Genomic DNA, 14,717 nt, shown 5'->3' with positions numbered 1-14,717 from the left:
GGGAACGGCGATCAGGTCAGTAAGGAACGGCCGTAGTGGTCGTCCGGGCCGGTGACGCCCGGCAGCGCGAAGAAGTAGCCGCCGCCGAACGGGGAGATGTAGTCGGTCAGCGGCTCGTCGGCCAGCCGGGTCTGGATCGCCTCGAACTGGCGCTCCAGATCCTGCTGGTAGCAGACGAACAGCAGGCCCATGTCGAGGTTTCCGTTGCTGTCGACGCCGCGGTCGTAGTTCACGGCGCGGCGCAGGATCCGGCTGTTGCCGGTCTCTGGGGTGCGCGGGTTGGCCTTGCGGATGTGGCTGGTCAGCGGGATCACGGTGCCGATCGGGTCGTCGGCGTAGCGGGGGACGTCCTTCTCGTCGGTGCCGTCGAGCGGCGCTCCGGTGTCGCGGCGCCGGCCGAACATGTTCTCCTGTTCGGCGAGGGACACGCGGTCCCAGAACTCCACCAGCATCCGGATCAGCCGGACGACCTGGTAGCTGCCACCTGTGGTCCACGCGGGTTCGCCGCCGCCGGACGTCCACAAGAGACTGTCCAGTTCGGACTCTTCCGGGTTCGCGGTGCCGTCCTTGAAACCCATCAGGTTCCGCGGTGTGCCGGACGGTCGCGGCGGCGAGCTGAAGCCGTTCAGCCGCCAGCGCAGCTGCATGCCGCCGCGGGTGGCGCGGGTGATGTCGCGCAGCGCGTGCAGCACGGTGTCGGTGGCGTTCGCCGAAAGGGTCAGGCTCAGGTCGCCGTGGCACTGCGCCGGGTCCAGCGCGTCGTTCGGGAACATCGTCATCGGCTTCAGCTTGGCGGGCTTGAGTTTCGCCAGGCCGTAGCGGTCGTCGAACAGCGACGACCCGACGCCGAGGATCACGCCCAGGTCACCACCCGGCACGACCGGCCCCAGCACCCCCGAGTCGGCGGGCGGCCCGGTGATCCCGAGCGAGGCCGGCGCGCCCCCGCCCGTGAGGAACCGCGCCCGGTCGGTGATCGCGCGGAACAGCTCGGTCAGCTCGGCCTTCGATTCGGCGACGAGATCGAACGACGCGACCACGGTCTGCGTCGGCGGCTGCCGCAGGATCGCGGCCTGGTTCGCACCGTGGAAGGGAACGGATGAGGTGCTGTCGGTGACGGCGGCGGAGGCCCCGAGCCCAGCCCCGGCGGCGACGGTCAGCCCCGCGCCCATCGCGGCCCGGCGCAGGAAGGAACGCCGAGGCAGCCCAGCGGCGGTGACCCGGAGAGGCGAGGCCTGTTCCACGGCGGCGGCGGGGTGCGGCACTGGACAACGAGGCTGGTCGGTCACGGGACCCTCCTTCGCCCGGCGGTGGTCGGCGCCGGCAGCTCGGCTTTCGCGCCCTCGGCGACCCGCCGCGAAGCAAGACAACGAGGCCGGTCGGTCACGAGACCCTCCTCGGCTCGGCGATCGCCGCGATCGGGGCCAGTAGTTCCGTCAGCTCGCTCACGTCCGCGTTCAGCTTCTGGCGCTGCTTCGGGGCCAGCTGGGCCAGCGGGGTCCACGTGCCGTCGGGCCGGTGAGCGGCGTCCAGCGTGGTCTGGGTGCGGGTCAGCCAGGTGTCCAGCTTGGGGAGCTGCTGGTAGCGCGGGGTCAGCAGCGGGCGCAGGACGTCGAGGACCGCTCGGGTGCCGTCGAGGTTGGCGCGGGCCGTCGCGAGGGTGGTTCCGCTGCCGTAGTCGGTGCGGCCGGTGAGTTCGAACTGCAGCGTGTTCTCCATGATCTCGTGCGCGCGCAGGGCCAGGTCGTTGCCGTCGACCTGGCTGTCGCCGAACGACGTCTGCAGGGCGTGGGCGTCGGTGTCCAGCCGGTCGGCGACGCCGGCCAGGGCGCCGAGGTCTTCGCCGTGCCAGAGGCCGGACTCCAGGCGGTGGAAGCCGGTGAACCCTTCGTCCGACGTGCCGCCCGGCAGGCCGTCGGCGGTGCCGTTGAGCGCGCCGTCGGAGTCGCCGAACGCGTCGTACGCCGCGCCGAGGCGCTCGTACGTCAGGTGCGCGGTCAGCCACGCCGCCTCGCTCGCGGTGCGGTCGCCGCCGTGGACGGCGTTCTTCAGTGCGCCCGTGTTCGCGACCAGCTCGCCGAGGCCGGTGGTGACGTGCGCCTGGTACGCCTTGAGCGGGCCGAGCAGGTCGTTGTGCGTCACCGGCGCGACACCCGGGCCGGATCGCTCGGCCCCGCCGCTGACCTGCGCGACGGGCCCGACGATCGCGCCCGCGTCCTCGGGCAGGCAGCGGAACGCGTAGCTGCCGTTGCCCAGGTTGACCTGCAACGGCCGGGTGGTCGCCGGGCCGAGCCCCTCGACCTCGCCGTAGATCACGCCCGTGGCGGGGTCGATGAGGTCGACCTCGGCGGTCACCGAGCCGGTGTTGTGCACGCGGAACGTCTGCGGGCCCGGCTTCGGGGCCGACCAGCCGGTGCCGCACGACGAGCGCGACACGGCGATCTCCGGATCCTGCGCCTCGGCGTCGCGCGGCCAGAACACCACGACCGCGCCGGCCACGACGGCGACGGCGGCCACCGCCACGATCCAGCGGGTACGCACAGACCCCGGCACGCGCGCTCTCCCGTCACTCGATCGGACCATTCCGGTCACGGATCATGCGAGCCTAACGCCCGGAAAACCACTGCGGAGGGCGCCGAGAGTAGGAAATTCACCGGGACTTCAACACCACGCTCCCGAAAAGGGGAGGATTCAGACGTTCTACTGTGCCTGATGTGTCTTTTTAGTCCGGTAAGTCATGATCGCGGAAGAGGGACGCCGGTCTCCAGGAGCGTCGTCAGGCTTGACAGCAGCGCGGGCCGGCCCCTGGCTGCACATCGACAGGGTCGTGCTGTCGTCGAAGCCGTGGCCTTTCGCCCATTCCCGGGTGAAGGTGTGCCAGGTGCGGGAGAGCCGGCGGTAGGGATCGGATTCGAGGACGGCCTGTTCCGGGTTACTCGTTTTCGCGCGCATTCCGTCCAGGTCATCGGCGAGCCTTTTCCCAGTCCGTCTCGAAGGAACGCCAGAGTTTTTCCGGAGTGGTGCTGATGTAGGTCGTGTACGCGAATTCGTTCATCGGTGCTTTCCCCGGGACGTCATGACCGGCGCGGCCGCTGGGATCGGCCGGCGCCTTGGACACCTCGTCCATCAGGACCTTTGCATGTCAACCGGGGCGCTTACGGGAAACGGATCACCGCGATGCCGGCCAGCACGAAGAACACCAGGATCACCAGCGTGCTCGTCTGCCCGCCGGACGAGCGGGTCACGACCTGGTCGACCGTGCCGGTCAGCCGCACCCCGCAGTCGGCGACCACCGTGTGCGGCCCCGCTTCGATCCGGGTGAACTCGACCGGCGCGGTGAAGGCGCCCGTGCTGTCGGTGTAGGCGGAGCCGACCTCGGCGCCGTCGGCCGTCAGCGTCACCATCCGGCCGGGCTCGCAGCCCCGTCCGGACGCCGAGAGCTCGTCGCCGGGCTGGACGCTCGGCCGGTCCAGGACGAGCTCACCCGGCTTCGGCGCGGTGCTGGTGGTCGCGGGCGGGGTGCCGGGCGTGGTCGGGGTGGTCGACGTCGGCGGCGTGCTCGTGGTCGTGGGCGGGGTGGTCGTCGTGGACGGCGGGGTGGTGGTGGGGCCCCCGGGCTTCGACGGCCGCGTGGTGACGGGTGGCGGCGTGACCGGCGTCGTGGTCACCGGCGGCGGCGGGGTGGTGGTCGTGACCCCGGTGACGACGAACGTGCCGCTGGCCGTCTCCTTCTGGCTCGTGCAGGTGGCCGTGACCGTGTAGGAACCCGGCTTCGCTCCGGCGGGGACCGCCGTGGGGAACTGGCCGCTGACCTTCGGGGCTACCTGTGACCCGAGGGAACTGCCCGCCCAGAAGAAATTGATGACCCGGCAGGTCGGGAAACCGTTCCAGGAAATAGTGAAAGAGCTGCCCGCGGGTCCGCTCGACGGTTTCAAACCAACCGATGGAGGAACTTGTGCGCTGGCGCCGAATGCGAACAGGACCAGGAGCAACGCTCCGGCCAGCGCGCCGAAAAACAACCGAACCACGTAACGCATCGGAACGTCCCTCCCCGGGTGTGTGCTCGCTGTAGCATTCCGGACCAGTCGGATTACGCAAGTAGGGGATGCCCAATGGGACGTGTCATCGCGGCGGGGGTTGCGTTGGGTTTGTGCGCGGTGCTGCTCGGCGCACCGCCCGCCTCGGCGGAGTCGGGTTCGCTCGGACTGCAGGTGTCGATCGACGACCGGCCGATCGCGGACGCCACCGTCCCGATCGACCCGGCGAGCCAGGTCAAGCTCGAGGTCGTGGCCACCAACACCGGCAACACACCGGTGCGGGTCCGCAGCGTGCGCGTGTCCGGCGTCGCTCTCGCGCTCACCTTCTTCGCCTACGACACGACGGCGCCGTTCGAGGTGCCGGCGCGGGGCAAGGTGAGCCGGACGTTCGTGCTCGACCTCGGTGACCTGTCCGGGCAGGCGACCGGGCTGCTGCCGTCGTCGGTCGAGCTGCTCGACGCCGGGCGCGCGACGCTCGGCGAGGCGACCACGGTCGCCGACGTCCGCGGCTCGTTCTGGTCGGTCTACGGCGTCTTCGGCCTGGCGATGCTCGTGCTCACGATCCTGGCCTGGCTGACGGCGCTGCTCGCGCTGGCCCGGCACCGCCTGGCCGCCAACCGCTGGCGTCGCGGCCTGCGGTTCCTGCCCGCCGGGTTCGGTACCGGCCTGGTCGCGGTGATCACGCTGTCGGTGCTGCGGCTGGTCCCGCCGGAGCCGGCGATCGAGATCCCGGTGGTGCTCGGCGCCGCGGCGATCGCGTTCCTGCTGGGGTACCTGACGCCCAACCCGGTGAAGCCGGCCCCGGAGCCCGCCTACGAAACCCCGGGAGAAGGCCCGAGAGACGGTACTGGCGACCAGACCGTCCGGATGCGCGTCCCCGCGACCCGGGACCGCACCCGATGAGCGCACCCGCGGACCTGATCGCCGCGCTCCCGCAGTACGACATCGGCGCCGAGATCGGCGAAGGCGGCATGGGTGTCGTGTTCGCCGGGACGCACCGGACGCTGGGCCGCAGCGTCGCGATCAAGCAGCTGCCCTGGGACGTGCTCAACCACGCCGCGAGCAGCGAGCTGTTCGACCGCGAGGCGCGGGTGCTGGCCAGCCTGGACCACCCGCACATCGTGCCGGTGTACGACTACGTCCGCACCGGGCGCGAGCACCTGCTGGTGATGGAACGGCTCGACGGCGGCACCGTGCACAGTCGGTTCCACGGCGGTGGCGTCAGCGGCGAGCAGGCGTGCGCGATCGGCCTGGCGATGCTCGCCGGGCTGCACGCGGCGCACCGGGCCGGTGTGCTGCACCTCGACGTCAAGCCGCGGAACCTGCTCTTCAGCACGCAGGGCGTGATGAAGGTGGCCGACTTCGGCATCGCGCGTGTCATCAGCGAAGGCGCCACGCTCGTCACGCACGGCGGCGAGATCCTCGGCACCCCGGCCTACATCGCGCCGGAGCAGGCGATGGGCAACGCGCTGAGCCCGGCGGCCGACGTCTACGCGGCCGGCACCGTGCTCTACGAACTGCTGTCCCGGCAGCTGCCGTTCGACAACACCCGCGGCGCGATCAGCATGATGCGCCAGCACATGTTCACCGACCCGCGGCCGATCGCGGGGGTGCCGATGCCCATCGCCGGCGTGATCATGCGCAGCCTCGCGCGCGAGCCCGAGTCGCGCTACCGGGAGGCCGAGTCGTTCGCGGCCGACCTCGCGGGCGCCGCCACCGCCGTCTACGGCCCGGGCTGGCTCGAACGCGCCGGCGTGCCGGTGCTGCACCTGACGCCGCGGGTGATCTCCGGGCTCAACTCGCCGACCGCGCCGGCCCCGCCGGCCGACGCCCGGACGCGGCCGGTCCGGCCCGGGCCGGACCCGACGTTGTCGGCCACGCGCATCCCGCAGCAGCAACAGCCGGTGGCCGAAGAAGCACCGTCGAACGCGGCCACGCTGTGGTTCCGGCTCGCCGCGGCCGCCGCGCTCATCGCGCTGGTGGTGCTCGTCCTGCTCACCCCGGAACGGCTGCCGCACCAGGCGTCGCCGACGCTGGTCGTCGGCGGGGCGCCCGTGTCGGCGCCGGTCGAGGTGGACCTGAGCAAACCGCTCACGGTGACCGGCCCCGGAAACCCCGGCCGGGTCGCGCTCGACCTGGCCGCCGCCGGGATCCCGCTCGGGTCCGCCGAGACGACGGCGAAGGCCGCCGGCAACGGCTTCACCGCGCAGCTCGAGCTGCCGGGCCTGGCGCGGTGGATCGTCGGCGGGGCGGTCACCGCGACCATCCAGACCGGCACCGTCACCCAGACGTTCACGCTGCTCACCTCGCAGCACCCGCTGGCCAGCGCGATGGGGGCGGGCAGCCTCATCCTGGCGCTGTTCGCCCTCGCCTACCTGGAGTCGGTGCTGCGGAACATCCGCAACGGCCACCGCGGGCGGGGCGCGCTGGTCGCCGGGCCGGTGCTCGGCGTCCTGTTCGGCGCCGCGGTGTGGCTGTGCGTCTCGGTGCTGCGGGTGCACGAACCGGCCGCGGGGTTCGGCGCCGGGTGCGCGGTGGCGGGCGCCGTCGCGGCCGGGTTCGTCGTCGCGGCGGCCCGGCGCAAGTCCACTGTGCTCGGTCGGTGAGAGATCAGTCGATCATCCGGACGGTGACGTTCGGGCTGTAGGTCTTGCGCCGGCTCCACCCGAGCTCGGCGCACATGCTCAGCTGGATCGAGCGGTCGGCGGGCGCCCAGTAGCCGGTGCGGACGAAGTAGCCCTCCATCGTGCTGAGCGCGCCGAGGCTCTTGCGGGCCGAGCACATCTCCCAGCCCCACTGGCGCCCGGACTTCTCGACGCCGTTGCGGCGCACGGACAGCCGCGGGTTGCCGACCGCGCGGATGTCGGCGTCGCCCTGCGCGACGTAGACGACCCCGTCGATCTTGTAGAACCGGTTGTTGTCGAGCAGGGTCACCTGACCGGAGAGGGTGACTTCGACCCGGCCGCCGTCGTCGCCGGTGAGTGTCCAATCGAGACAGTATTCCTGGAGTGGGAGTTCCAGCGACTGGGTCATGGTGCCTTTCCCCTGTTCTGGCCGTGGCGTCCCTTCCAGAAGATAGGGATTTTCGAGACGCCGGGAAGAGGCGTGGAGGATCTTCACCCGAAGCGGTTTCCGGGCCGTCGAATGCCCTGGCACGCATGGGTTTTCAGGCGAGTGGGTGACGCCGGACACGGGACGTGAGAACCGGTCCCACCGCGGAGTGGTGTTGCCCCGCCGCCGGGGTGGCCGGTGCGGACGGTCACCGTCCCCGTCACGGACCGGAGTCGAAGGTAAAGGAACCATTACCTTCGATCGGGCGTTGTCGGGACATGAGCGCGCCCACTGTCATCGAGCTCGGACCGCGTGACCTGCTCGTCGTCGCCGGGCTGCCCGGCGCGGGCAAGACCACCATGCTCCGGCACGCGGCCGGGGGGCTGCCGGTGCTCGACTCCGACCAGGTCCGGGCGAGGCTGGCGACGGTGCTGCCGGACGCGGTGCCCTACCGCTGGTACCGGCCGCTCGTGCACGCGGGGCACCGGCTCCGGATCGTCCGGCGGGCCATCGCCGCCGACGGGCCGCTCGTCGTCCACGAGCCGTCGACGCGGGCGTCGACCCGCGCGCTGTTCGCCCTGGTCGGGAGGCTGACCGGGCGCTCGATGCGGCTGCTGTTCGTCGACGCCACCGCCGAGCAGGCCCTGGAAGGCCAGCGCAGCCGGGGCCGGATGGTGCGGCCGCGCTCGTTCGAACGGCACGTCCGCCGCACCGGGAAGTGGCGGGAGGAGCTGCTCGCCGACCGGGTGCCGCCGGGGTGGCGCAGCGTCCAGGTGGTCGACCGGGCCGGCGCGGCGCGCACCCGCCTGGTGGTGCGGCTGTTGGTCGGTTGCTGACGAGTTGGTCTGGACATTTCACTCAGTGGTCTAGACAATATGGTTCTCCGCGGTGCTACCGCGTCCCCACTGGAGGACCCGATGAGGCGTTCCAGATTCTCCGTCGCACTCGCCGCCCTCGCGCTGGCGCTCTCCGGTCTGGTGGCCGGCGGAGGCGCCGCCGAGGCGGCCAACCTGCTGGCCAACCCCGGTTTCGAGGCCGGCTCGCTGTCGGGCTGGACGTGCTCGGGCGGCACAGCCGTGGCGACGCCGGTGCACTCCGGCGGCTACGCGCTCGCCGCCACCCCGGCCGGCTCCGACTACGCCCAGTGCGCGCAGACGGTGTCCGTGCTGCCGAACACGACGTACACCGTGTCCGCGTGGGTCCGCGGCAACCCGGTCTACCTCGGCGTCACCGGCGGCGCGTCGACCTGGTCGGGCAACGCGGGCGCCTACAACCAGCTTTCGCTGTCGTTCACCTCGGCCGCGGGCCAGACGTCGGCCCAGCTCTACCTGCACGGCTGGTACGGCGCGGGCACCTACTACGCCGACGACGTCGTCCTCGACGGCCCGGGCGGCAGCACGCCGGGCACGCCGGGAGCACCCGGGACGCCGTCGGTCGGCGCCGTCACGACCTCGTCCATCGCCCTGAGCTGGGGCGCGAGCGCGGGCACTGTCACCGGTTACCGCGTCTACGAAGGCAGCACGCTGCGCACGACCGTCACCGGGACGAGCGCCACCCTCACGGGGCTGACCGCCTGCTCGACGCACAGCTACGCCGTGGCCGCGTACAACACCGCCGGCGAGTCGCCGCGCACCGCCGCGGCCACCGGCAGCACCACCGGCTGCGTCGACACCGGCCTGCCGAAGCACTCCTTGATCGGCTACCTGCACGCGAGTTTCGCGAACGGCTCCGGCTACGTCCGGCTGGCCGACGTGCCCGCCGCCTGGGACATCATCGACCTGTCCTTCGGCGAACCGACGTCGGTGACCTCCGGCGACATCCGCTTCAACCGCTGCTCGGTCGCGGAGTGCCCGAACGTCGAGAGCGACGCCGACTTCATCGCCGCGATCCGCGCGAAGCAGGCGGAGGGCAAGAAGGTCCTGATCTCCATCGGCGGCCAGAACGGCCAGGTCCAGCTGACCACGACCGCCGCGCGCGACGCCTTCGTCAGCTCCGTCTCGGCGATCATCGACAAGTACGGTCTCAACGGCCTCGACGTCGACTTCGAGGGCCACTCGCTCTCGCTCAACGCCGGCGACACGGACTTCCACAACCCGACCACGCCGTCGATCGTCAACCTGATCTCCGCGCTGAAGTCGCTGAAAGCCAGGTACGGCGCGGGTTTTGTGCTGACGATGGCACCGGAGACGTTTTTCGTCCAGGTCGGCTACCAGTTCTACGGCGGCTCGGGCGGCGGTGACGCGCGGACCGGCGCGTACCTGCCGGTGATCCACGCGCTACGCGATTCGCTGACCGTGCTGCACGTCCAGGACTACAACTCCGGCCCGGTGATGGGCCTGGACAACCAGTACCACAACATGGGCGCCGCGGACTTCCCGATCGCGATGGGCGACATGCTCAAGGCCGGTTTCAGCGTGGCGAACACCGGCCAGTTCTTCCCGGGGCTGCGGCCGGACCAGATCGCGGTCGGGCTGCCGGCGGCGGTCAGCGCCGGCAACGGCTACCTCGCGCCGTCCGTCGTCCAGACGGCGGTGACCTGCCTGGCCAAGGGCACCGGCTGCGGCTCGTACACGCTGCGCGGCGGCGCGTCGCCGGCGTTGCGCGGGCTGATGACGTGGTCGATCAACTGGGACAAGTACTACAACTGGGAGTTCCAGAACAGCCACGAGCCGTTCCTGAACGCCCTGCCGTGACGCGTCGCGGTGTGCCCCGCCGGCGGGTGGGGCACACTGCCTGACGTGGTGAGACCGGCCCACGGCGAGTCCGTGATTTCGCGCGTCGTCCGCGTCTTCGAGACGTTCGGGCCGGACACGCCGGCGCTGCGCGTGTCGGACGTCGCGCGGCGTGCCGGCCTGCACGTCGCGACGGCGTCGAGGCTGATCGACGAGCTGGTCGGGCACGGCTGGCTGCGGCGTGATCCCGACCGGCGGGTCCGGGTGGGCGTCCGGTTGTGGGAACTGGCGTCGCGCGCGTCGCCGACGCTCGGGCTGCGGGAAGCGGCGCTGCCGTTCATGGAGGACCTGCACGCCGTTGTCGGGCACCACACGCAGCTCGCCGTCCTGGAGGACCGTGAGGTGCTGTTCGTCGAGCGGCTTTCGGCGCCCGGCGCGGTCGTCAACGTGACGCGGGTGGCCGGGCGGCTGCCGCTGCACGCGTCGTCGTCCGGGCTCGTGCTGCTGGCCCACGCGCCCGCCGAGCTGCGGGAAGAGGTGCTGGCCGGGCCGCTTCCGGCGTATCGGCGCACCACGCTCACCGAGCCCGCGCGGCTGCGGCGGTTCCTCGCCGACGTCCGGCGCGACGGCTACGCGTACTGCGCGGGCTTCATCGACGAGGAGACGACCGGCATCGCCGTGCCGCTGCGCGGGCCGGCCGGCGACGTCGTCGCGGCGCTGTCGGTGATCGTGCCCACCGGCCGGAACGCGCGGGCGCAGATCCCGGCCCTGCTCGCCGCGGCGCGCGGTATTTCGCGGACAATCTCTCAATGAGTGAGAATGCCCTGGTGTGACGGGTGCTCTCGGCGGCATCCTCGGGGTCCAGCCGTCGAAAGGACGTTCCGCGTGCGCACCCAGGTCGCCATCGTCGGCGCCGGCCCGGCCGGGCTGCTGCTGTCCCACCTGCTCGGCCTCGAGGGCGTCGACTCGGTGCTGCTCGAACGGCAGACCGCGGAGTACGTCCAGGCGCGCATCCGCGCGGGCATCCTCGAAGCGGGCACGGTCGAGCTGCTCCGGAACGTGGGCCTCGGCGACCGGCTCGACGCGGAGGGCATGGAACACCGCGGGATCCACCTGCAATGGCCGGGGAACCGGCACCACCTGGATTTTGTGGACCTCACCGGCCGGTCGGTGACGGTCTACGGCCAGACCGAGGTGACCAAGGACCTGATGGCGGCGCGGGAAAAGGCCGGGCGGCCGGCGTTCTACTCCGTGTCCGACGTCGAGCTGCACGACGTCACCGGCTCGCCGTCGGTGTCCTTTGTGGACGCCGATGGGCGCGCGCAGCGGATCGACGCGGACGTCGTCGTCGGCTGCGACGGTTTTCACGGGCCGAGCCGCTCGTTCATGCCGCGGCAGAAGGTCTGGGAGCGGACGTACCCGTTCGCGTGGCTGGGGGTGCTGGCCGACGTCGCGCCGTCGACCGATGAGCTGATCTACGCGTGGCACCCGGACGGCTTCGCCATGCACAGCATGCGTTCGCCGCACGTCAGCCGGTTCTACCTGCAGGTGACGCCGGACGAGGACATCGCGCGGTGGAGTGACGACCGGATCTGGACGGCGCTGTCGGAACGCCTGGGGGTGCCGGGCTGGACGTTGCACACGGGACCGATCACGGAGAAGAGCGTGCTGCCGATGCGCAGCTTCGTGACGACCCCGATGCGGCACGGAAACCTTTACCTGGCCGGGGATGCCGCGCACATCGTCCCGCCGACGGGTGCCAAGGGCCTGAACCTCGCGGTGGCCGACGTCGCGCTGCTTTCCACGGCTCTCACGGCTTCCTTCCGGGGCGACGACGGCCTCGTCGACGCCTATTCGGACGCGGCGTTGCAGCGGGTCTGGCGTTGCACGCACTTCTCGTGGTGGATGACGTCGATGCTGCACCGCCACGGCGACGACTTCGACGCGCAGCTCCAGCTGTCCCAGCTCCAGCGGACGGTGACGTCGGAAGCCGCGTCCACGGAACTGGCCAACAACTACGCGGGCGTTCCGCTCTAGCTCTCTGCCGCGGCGGGTCGTGAGTGGTTAGGGCGGTTCTAACCGCCCTAACCACTCACGACAAGCCGCGGCAGACCCCGCTCACCCTTGACTTCGGGCTGGTTCCTCACGCACCATACGCCGGTAGTAATTCGTATTACTCCGGCACTGTGGCGAGATGCGGAAGGCTCATGAGGGAACTGGACACGGAGATTCTGGTGGTCGGCGGCGGTCTCGGTGGGGTCGCCGCCGCGCTGGCGGCGGCCAAGGCCGGGCGGCGCGTGGTGCTCACCGAGGTGACCGACTGGCTCGGCGGGCAGCTGACCGCGCAGGCCGTGCCGCCCGACGAGAACCCCTGGATCGAGCGCTTCGGGTCCACCCGCACCTACCGTGAGCTGCGCGAAGGCATCCGCGGCTACTACCGCCGCCACTACCCGCTGCGCGCCGAAGCCGCCGCCCAGGCCGAGCTGAACCCGGGCGCCGGGAAGGTCAGCAAGCTCTGCCACGAACCGCGCGTCGCGCTCGCCGTCGTCGAGAGCCTGCTCGCGCCGCACCGCAGCGCCGGGCGGATCGACGTCCTGCTCGAACACCGGCCGGTCGACGCCGTGACCAGCGGCGACCGGGTCGACGCCGTGACCCTCGAAGACCGCCGCGGCGAGCGCGTCACCGTCACCGCGCGGTACGTCGTCGACGCCACCGAGGACGGCGACCTCCTGCCGCTCACCGGCACCGAGCACGTCACCGGCGCGGAAGCGCAGTCCGAACACGGCGAACCGCACGCCCCGGCGCAGGCCGATCCCGCCAACCTGCAGGGGATCACCTACTGCTTCGCCGTTTCGCACCACGAGGGCGAGCACCACGTCATCGACCGGCCCGGGATGTACGGCTTCTGGCGCGACTACCAGCCGGACTTCTGGCCCGGCCCGCTGCTCGGCTTCGTCGCCCCCGACCCGCGGACCCTGGACCCGGTCAAGCGCACTTTTGTGCCCAACCCGGCCGGCGATCCCCTGGCCGTCAGCGCCGATCAGAGCGCCGACGCGGGGGACAAGGAACTCTGGGCGTTCCGGCGCATCCTGGCCCGCGGCCTGCACGCCGACGGCGCCTTCGACTCCGACATCACCCTGGTCAACTGGCCGCTCAACGACTACTGGCTCAAGCCCGCGCTGACCATCCCCGGCCACGCGGACGAAGCCGCCGTCAAAGAGGCGCACCACGAAGCCAAGCAGCTGAGCCTGTCCGTCCTGTACTGGCTGCAGACCGAGGCGCCCCGCGCGGACGGCGGCACCGGCTTCCCCGGCCTCAAGCTGCGGCCCGACGTCACGGGCACCCAGGACGGGCTCGCGAAGTCGGCGTACGTCCGGGAAGCGCGGCGGATCAAGGCGGTCACCACCGTCACCGAGCACGACGTCTCGGCGGAGATCCTCGGCGTCGACGGCCGGGTCCGGCGCGCGGACGCCGTCGGGGTCGGGAGCTACCGGATCGACCTGCACCCGTCGACCGGCGGGGACAACTACGTCGACGTCGCGAGCGTGCCCTACGAGATCCCGCTCGGCGCGCTGCTGCCCGTCCGGGTGACCAACCTCTTGCCCGCGGGCAAGAACATCGGCACCACCCACATCACCAACGGATGCTTCCGGCTGCACCCGGTCGAATGGAACATCGGCGAGGTCGCCGGGCTGCTCGCCGCGTTCGCGGTGCGCGAGGGCGTCGAGCCGCGAGCCGTGCAGGCCGACGGCCGGCTCTTCGAGGAGTTCGCGCGCGACCTGGATGCCGCCGGGGTGGAGCGCCGGTGGCCGGAAGTGCGGGGGTACTGAAAGTGCCGCCTGTACTGTGCCGATTGTCCGCGGCAGTCGCGCTGGAGGGAGTCATCGATGACGGCGGGTTCGGGCCGGGTCACGCAGGCCCAGGTGGCACGCCTGGCCGGCGTCTCGCAGGCCGTCGTCTCGATGGTCCTGAACGGCTCCGACAGCCTCCGCATCACGCCGGAGACCCGCGAGCGCGTCCAGCAGGTGCTCCGCGAGACCGGGTACACCGTGGACATCATGGGCCGCCGCCTGCGCGGCAAGTCCAACCAGATCCTCGGCGTGTTCACCTACGAGTCGGTGTTCCCGTCCGGCGTGGCCGACTTCTACCGGCCGTTCCTGCTCGGCATCGAGGAGGAGGCCGAGGCCCAGGGCTTCGACCTGCTGCTGTTCACCAGCGGTGGCCGCCGCGACGGGCGCCGCCGCATCTACGACCAGGGCACGAACCGGCTGCGCATCGCGGACGGCTCGATCCTGCTCGGCCGGCACAACGACCCGCAGGAGCTCGCGCAGCTCGTCGAGGAGCAGTTCCCGTTCGTGTTCGTCGGCCGCCGCGAGTCGCCGACCGGGCCGATCAGCTACGTCGGCGCCGACTACGTCGCGGCCACCCGTGAGGTCCACGAGTGGCTGTGGCGGCTCGGGCACCGCAAGATCGGGCTGCTGAGCGTCGCCGAGGAGAACGAGCCGACGCTCGACCGCCGCACCGGTTACGAGGCGGCGGCGCGCAAGCACCGCCGGCCGCCGCTCGTGTTCCTCGCCGACGACCCGGCGCTCGCGCTGCGGCAGGCGCTCGACGAAGGCGTCACCGCGCTGCTCGTCGAGAGCTCGGCGATGGCCGACGGCATCCTGGCGTGCGCGGACGATCTCGGCGTGCGCGTGCCCGAAGACCTTTCGCTCGTCGTGCTGGGCGACGCCGACCCGTCGCAGCAGCCGGCCGCGCACGCGGTGCCGACCACGCCCACCGACTGGTCGATGTTCCGCATCCCGCGCCACGAGATGGGCGCGCACGCGGTGCGCGTCCTGGTCGAGCTGCTCGCGGATCCGAAGCCCCGGCAGCTGCTGCTGCCGTGCACGTTCCACGAAGGTGCCACTGCGGCAGCACCCTCCACAGTGCACATTCACTAACACAGTGCACACTCAAA

13 protein-coding genes and 1 pseudogene are annotated in these 14,717 nt (G+C 71.5%); 9 read left to right on the top strand and 5 right to left on the bottom strand.

Going from position 1 to position 14,717, the window contains the following annotated elements; genetic code table 11:
- Window positions 1-11: 11 nt before the first annotated feature.
- The 4 genes and pseudogenes from OHS18_RS21750 to OHS18_RS21735 all read right to left on the bottom strand — a co-directional run bounded on the left by OHS18_RS21750 (window position 12) and on the right by OHS18_RS21735 (window position 3,401).
- Window positions 12-1,169, bottom strand: coding sequence for a Dyp-type peroxidase (locus tag OHS18_RS21750; protein WP_328618554.1), 1,158 nt, complete (start codon window positions 1,167-1,169; stop codon window positions 12-14).
- Window positions 1,170-1,380: 211 nt separating this feature from the next.
- A complete protein-coding gene (locus tag OHS18_RS21745) occupies window positions 1,381-2,538 on the bottom strand; it encodes an EfeM/EfeO family lipoprotein (protein WP_328618553.1) in 1,158 nt (385 codons plus the stop codon).
- 194 nt (window positions 2,539-2,732) lie between these two features.
- Window positions 2,733-3,058 (bottom strand): annotated as a pseudogene (locus tag OHS18_RS21740) (ArsR family transcriptional regulator); the annotation flags it as partial.
- 94 nt (window positions 3,059-3,152) lie between these two features.
- The gene (locus OHS18_RS21735; protein ID WP_328618304.1) at window positions 3,153-3,401 is read right to left on the bottom strand and encodes a hypothetical protein; all 249 of its coding nucleotides are present in this window, start codon (window positions 3,399-3,401) and stop codon (window positions 3,153-3,155) included.
- Window positions 3,402-3,495: 94 nt separating this feature from the next.
- Between OHS18_RS21735 and OHS18_RS21730 the strand changes: the two genes are divergently transcribed.
- From OHS18_RS21730 to OHS18_RS21720, 3 genes are all read left to right on the top strand, one after another.
- The gene (locus OHS18_RS21730) at window positions 3,496-3,759 is read left to right on the top strand and encodes a hypothetical protein (RefSeq protein WP_328449853.1); all 264 of its coding nucleotides are present in this window, start codon (window positions 3,496-3,498) and stop codon (window positions 3,757-3,759) included.
- Between the two features lie 350 nt (window positions 3,760-4,109).
- The gene (locus tag OHS18_RS21725; protein ID WP_328618303.1) at window positions 4,110-4,937 is read left to right on the top strand and encodes a hypothetical protein; all 828 of its coding nucleotides are present in this window, start codon (window positions 4,110-4,112) and stop codon (window positions 4,935-4,937) included.
- Entirely contained in the window at window positions 4,934-6,640 is a 1,707-nt protein-coding gene (locus OHS18_RS21720) for a serine/threonine-protein kinase (RefSeq protein ID WP_328618302.1), read from the top strand. Before OHS18_RS21725 ends, OHS18_RS21720 begins: the two co-directional genes overlap by 4 nt.
- 4 nt (window positions 6,641-6,644) lie before the next feature.
- Here the strand turns inward: OHS18_RS21720 and OHS18_RS21715 are convergent, their stop codons facing one another.
- Window positions 6,645-7,067 carry a hypothetical protein gene (locus OHS18_RS21715; protein WP_328449859.1) on the bottom strand — a complete coding sequence of 141 codons (423 nt, stop codon included), beginning with the start codon at window positions 7,065-7,067 and terminating at the stop codon, window positions 6,645-6,647.
- A 296-nt stretch (window positions 7,068-7,363) separates the two neighbouring features.
- On the opposite strand from OHS18_RS21715, the gene OHS18_RS21710 reads away from it, so the two are divergent.
- The 6 genes from OHS18_RS21710 (at window position 7,364) to OHS18_RS21685 (ending at window position 14,700) form a co-directional block, all read left to right on the top strand.
- Window positions 7,364-7,921 carry an AAA family ATPase gene (locus OHS18_RS21710; protein WP_328618301.1) on the top strand — a complete coding sequence of 186 codons (558 nt, stop codon included), beginning with the start codon at window positions 7,364-7,366 and terminating at the stop codon, window positions 7,919-7,921.
- A gap of 81 nt (window positions 7,922-8,002) precedes the next feature.
- On the top strand, window positions 8,003-9,778 hold the full coding sequence (locus tag OHS18_RS21705; protein WP_328618300.1) for a chitinase: 1,776 nt from the start codon (window positions 8,003-8,005) through the stop codon (window positions 9,776-9,778).
- Window positions 9,779-9,826: 48 nt separating this feature from the next.
- On the top strand, window positions 9,827-10,570 hold the full coding sequence (locus OHS18_RS21700) for an IclR family transcriptional regulator (RefSeq protein ID WP_328618552.1): 744 nt from the start codon (window positions 9,827-9,829) through the stop codon (window positions 10,568-10,570).
- A 72-nt stretch (window positions 10,571-10,642) separates the two neighbouring features.
- Window positions 10,643-11,794 (top strand): 4-hydroxybenzoate 3-monooxygenase, encoded by a 1,152-nt coding sequence (locus tag OHS18_RS21695; RefSeq protein ID WP_328618299.1) that lies wholly within the window; start codon window positions 10,643-10,645, stop codon window positions 11,792-11,794.
- 170 nt (window positions 11,795-11,964) lie between these two features.
- Window positions 11,965-13,587 carry an FAD-dependent oxidoreductase gene (locus OHS18_RS21690; RefSeq protein WP_328618298.1) on the top strand — a complete coding sequence of 541 codons (1,623 nt, stop codon included), beginning with the start codon at window positions 11,965-11,967 and terminating at the stop codon, window positions 13,585-13,587.
- A 57-nt stretch (window positions 13,588-13,644) separates the two neighbouring features.
- Complete coding sequence (locus OHS18_RS21685; protein ID WP_328618297.1) at window positions 13,645-14,700, top strand: LacI family DNA-binding transcriptional regulator; 1,056 nt, start codon at window positions 13,645-13,647, stop codon at window positions 14,698-14,700.
- The last annotated feature ends 17 nt before the right edge of the window (window positions 14,701-14,717 follow it).

Source organism: Amycolatopsis sp. NBC_00355, from assembly GCF_036104975.1.
Taxonomy (GTDB): Bacteria; Actinomycetota; Actinomycetes; order Mycobacteriales; family Pseudonocardiaceae; genus Amycolatopsis.
The sequence above is the reverse complement of the archived record's forward strand: the minus strand, read 5'-3'. Positions and strand labels throughout refer to the sequence as shown.

What these genes read in the sequence shown, in the direction of transcription:
- OHS18_RS21750 (WP_328618554.1), bottom strand. Translation starts at nt 1,169, where the DNA reads ATGGGCGCGGGGCTGACCGTCGCCGCCGGGGCTGGGCTCGGGGCCTCC.
- OHS18_RS21735 (WP_328618304.1), bottom strand. Translation starts at nt 3,401, where the DNA reads ATGGTGACGCTGACGGCCGACGGCGCCGAGGTCGGCTCCGCCTACACC.
- OHS18_RS21725 (WP_328618303.1), top strand. Translation starts at nt 4,110, where the DNA reads ATGGGACGTGTCATCGCGGCGGGGGTTGCGTTGGGTTTGTGCGCGGTG.
- OHS18_RS21720 (WP_328618302.1), top strand. Translation starts at nt 4,934, where the DNA reads ATGAGCGCACCCGCGGACCTGATCGCCGCGCTCCCGCAGTACGACATC.
- OHS18_RS21715 (WP_328449859.1), bottom strand. Translation starts at nt 7,067, where the DNA reads ATGACCCAGTCGCTGGAACTCCCACTCCAGGAATACTGTCTCGATTGG.
- OHS18_RS21710 (WP_328618301.1), top strand. Translation starts at nt 7,364, where the DNA reads ATGAGCGCGCCCACTGTCATCGAGCTCGGACCGCGTGACCTGCTCGTC.
- OHS18_RS21705 (WP_328618300.1), top strand. Translation starts at nt 8,003, where the DNA reads ATGAGGCGTTCCAGATTCTCCGTCGCACTCGCCGCCCTCGCGCTGGCG.
- OHS18_RS21690 (WP_328618298.1), top strand. Translation starts at nt 11,965, where the DNA reads ATGAGGGAACTGGACACGGAGATTCTGGTGGTCGGCGGCGGTCTCGGT.
- OHS18_RS21685 (WP_328618297.1), top strand. Translation starts at nt 13,645, where the DNA reads ATGACGGCGGGTTCGGGCCGGGTCACGCAGGCCCAGGTGGCACGCCTG.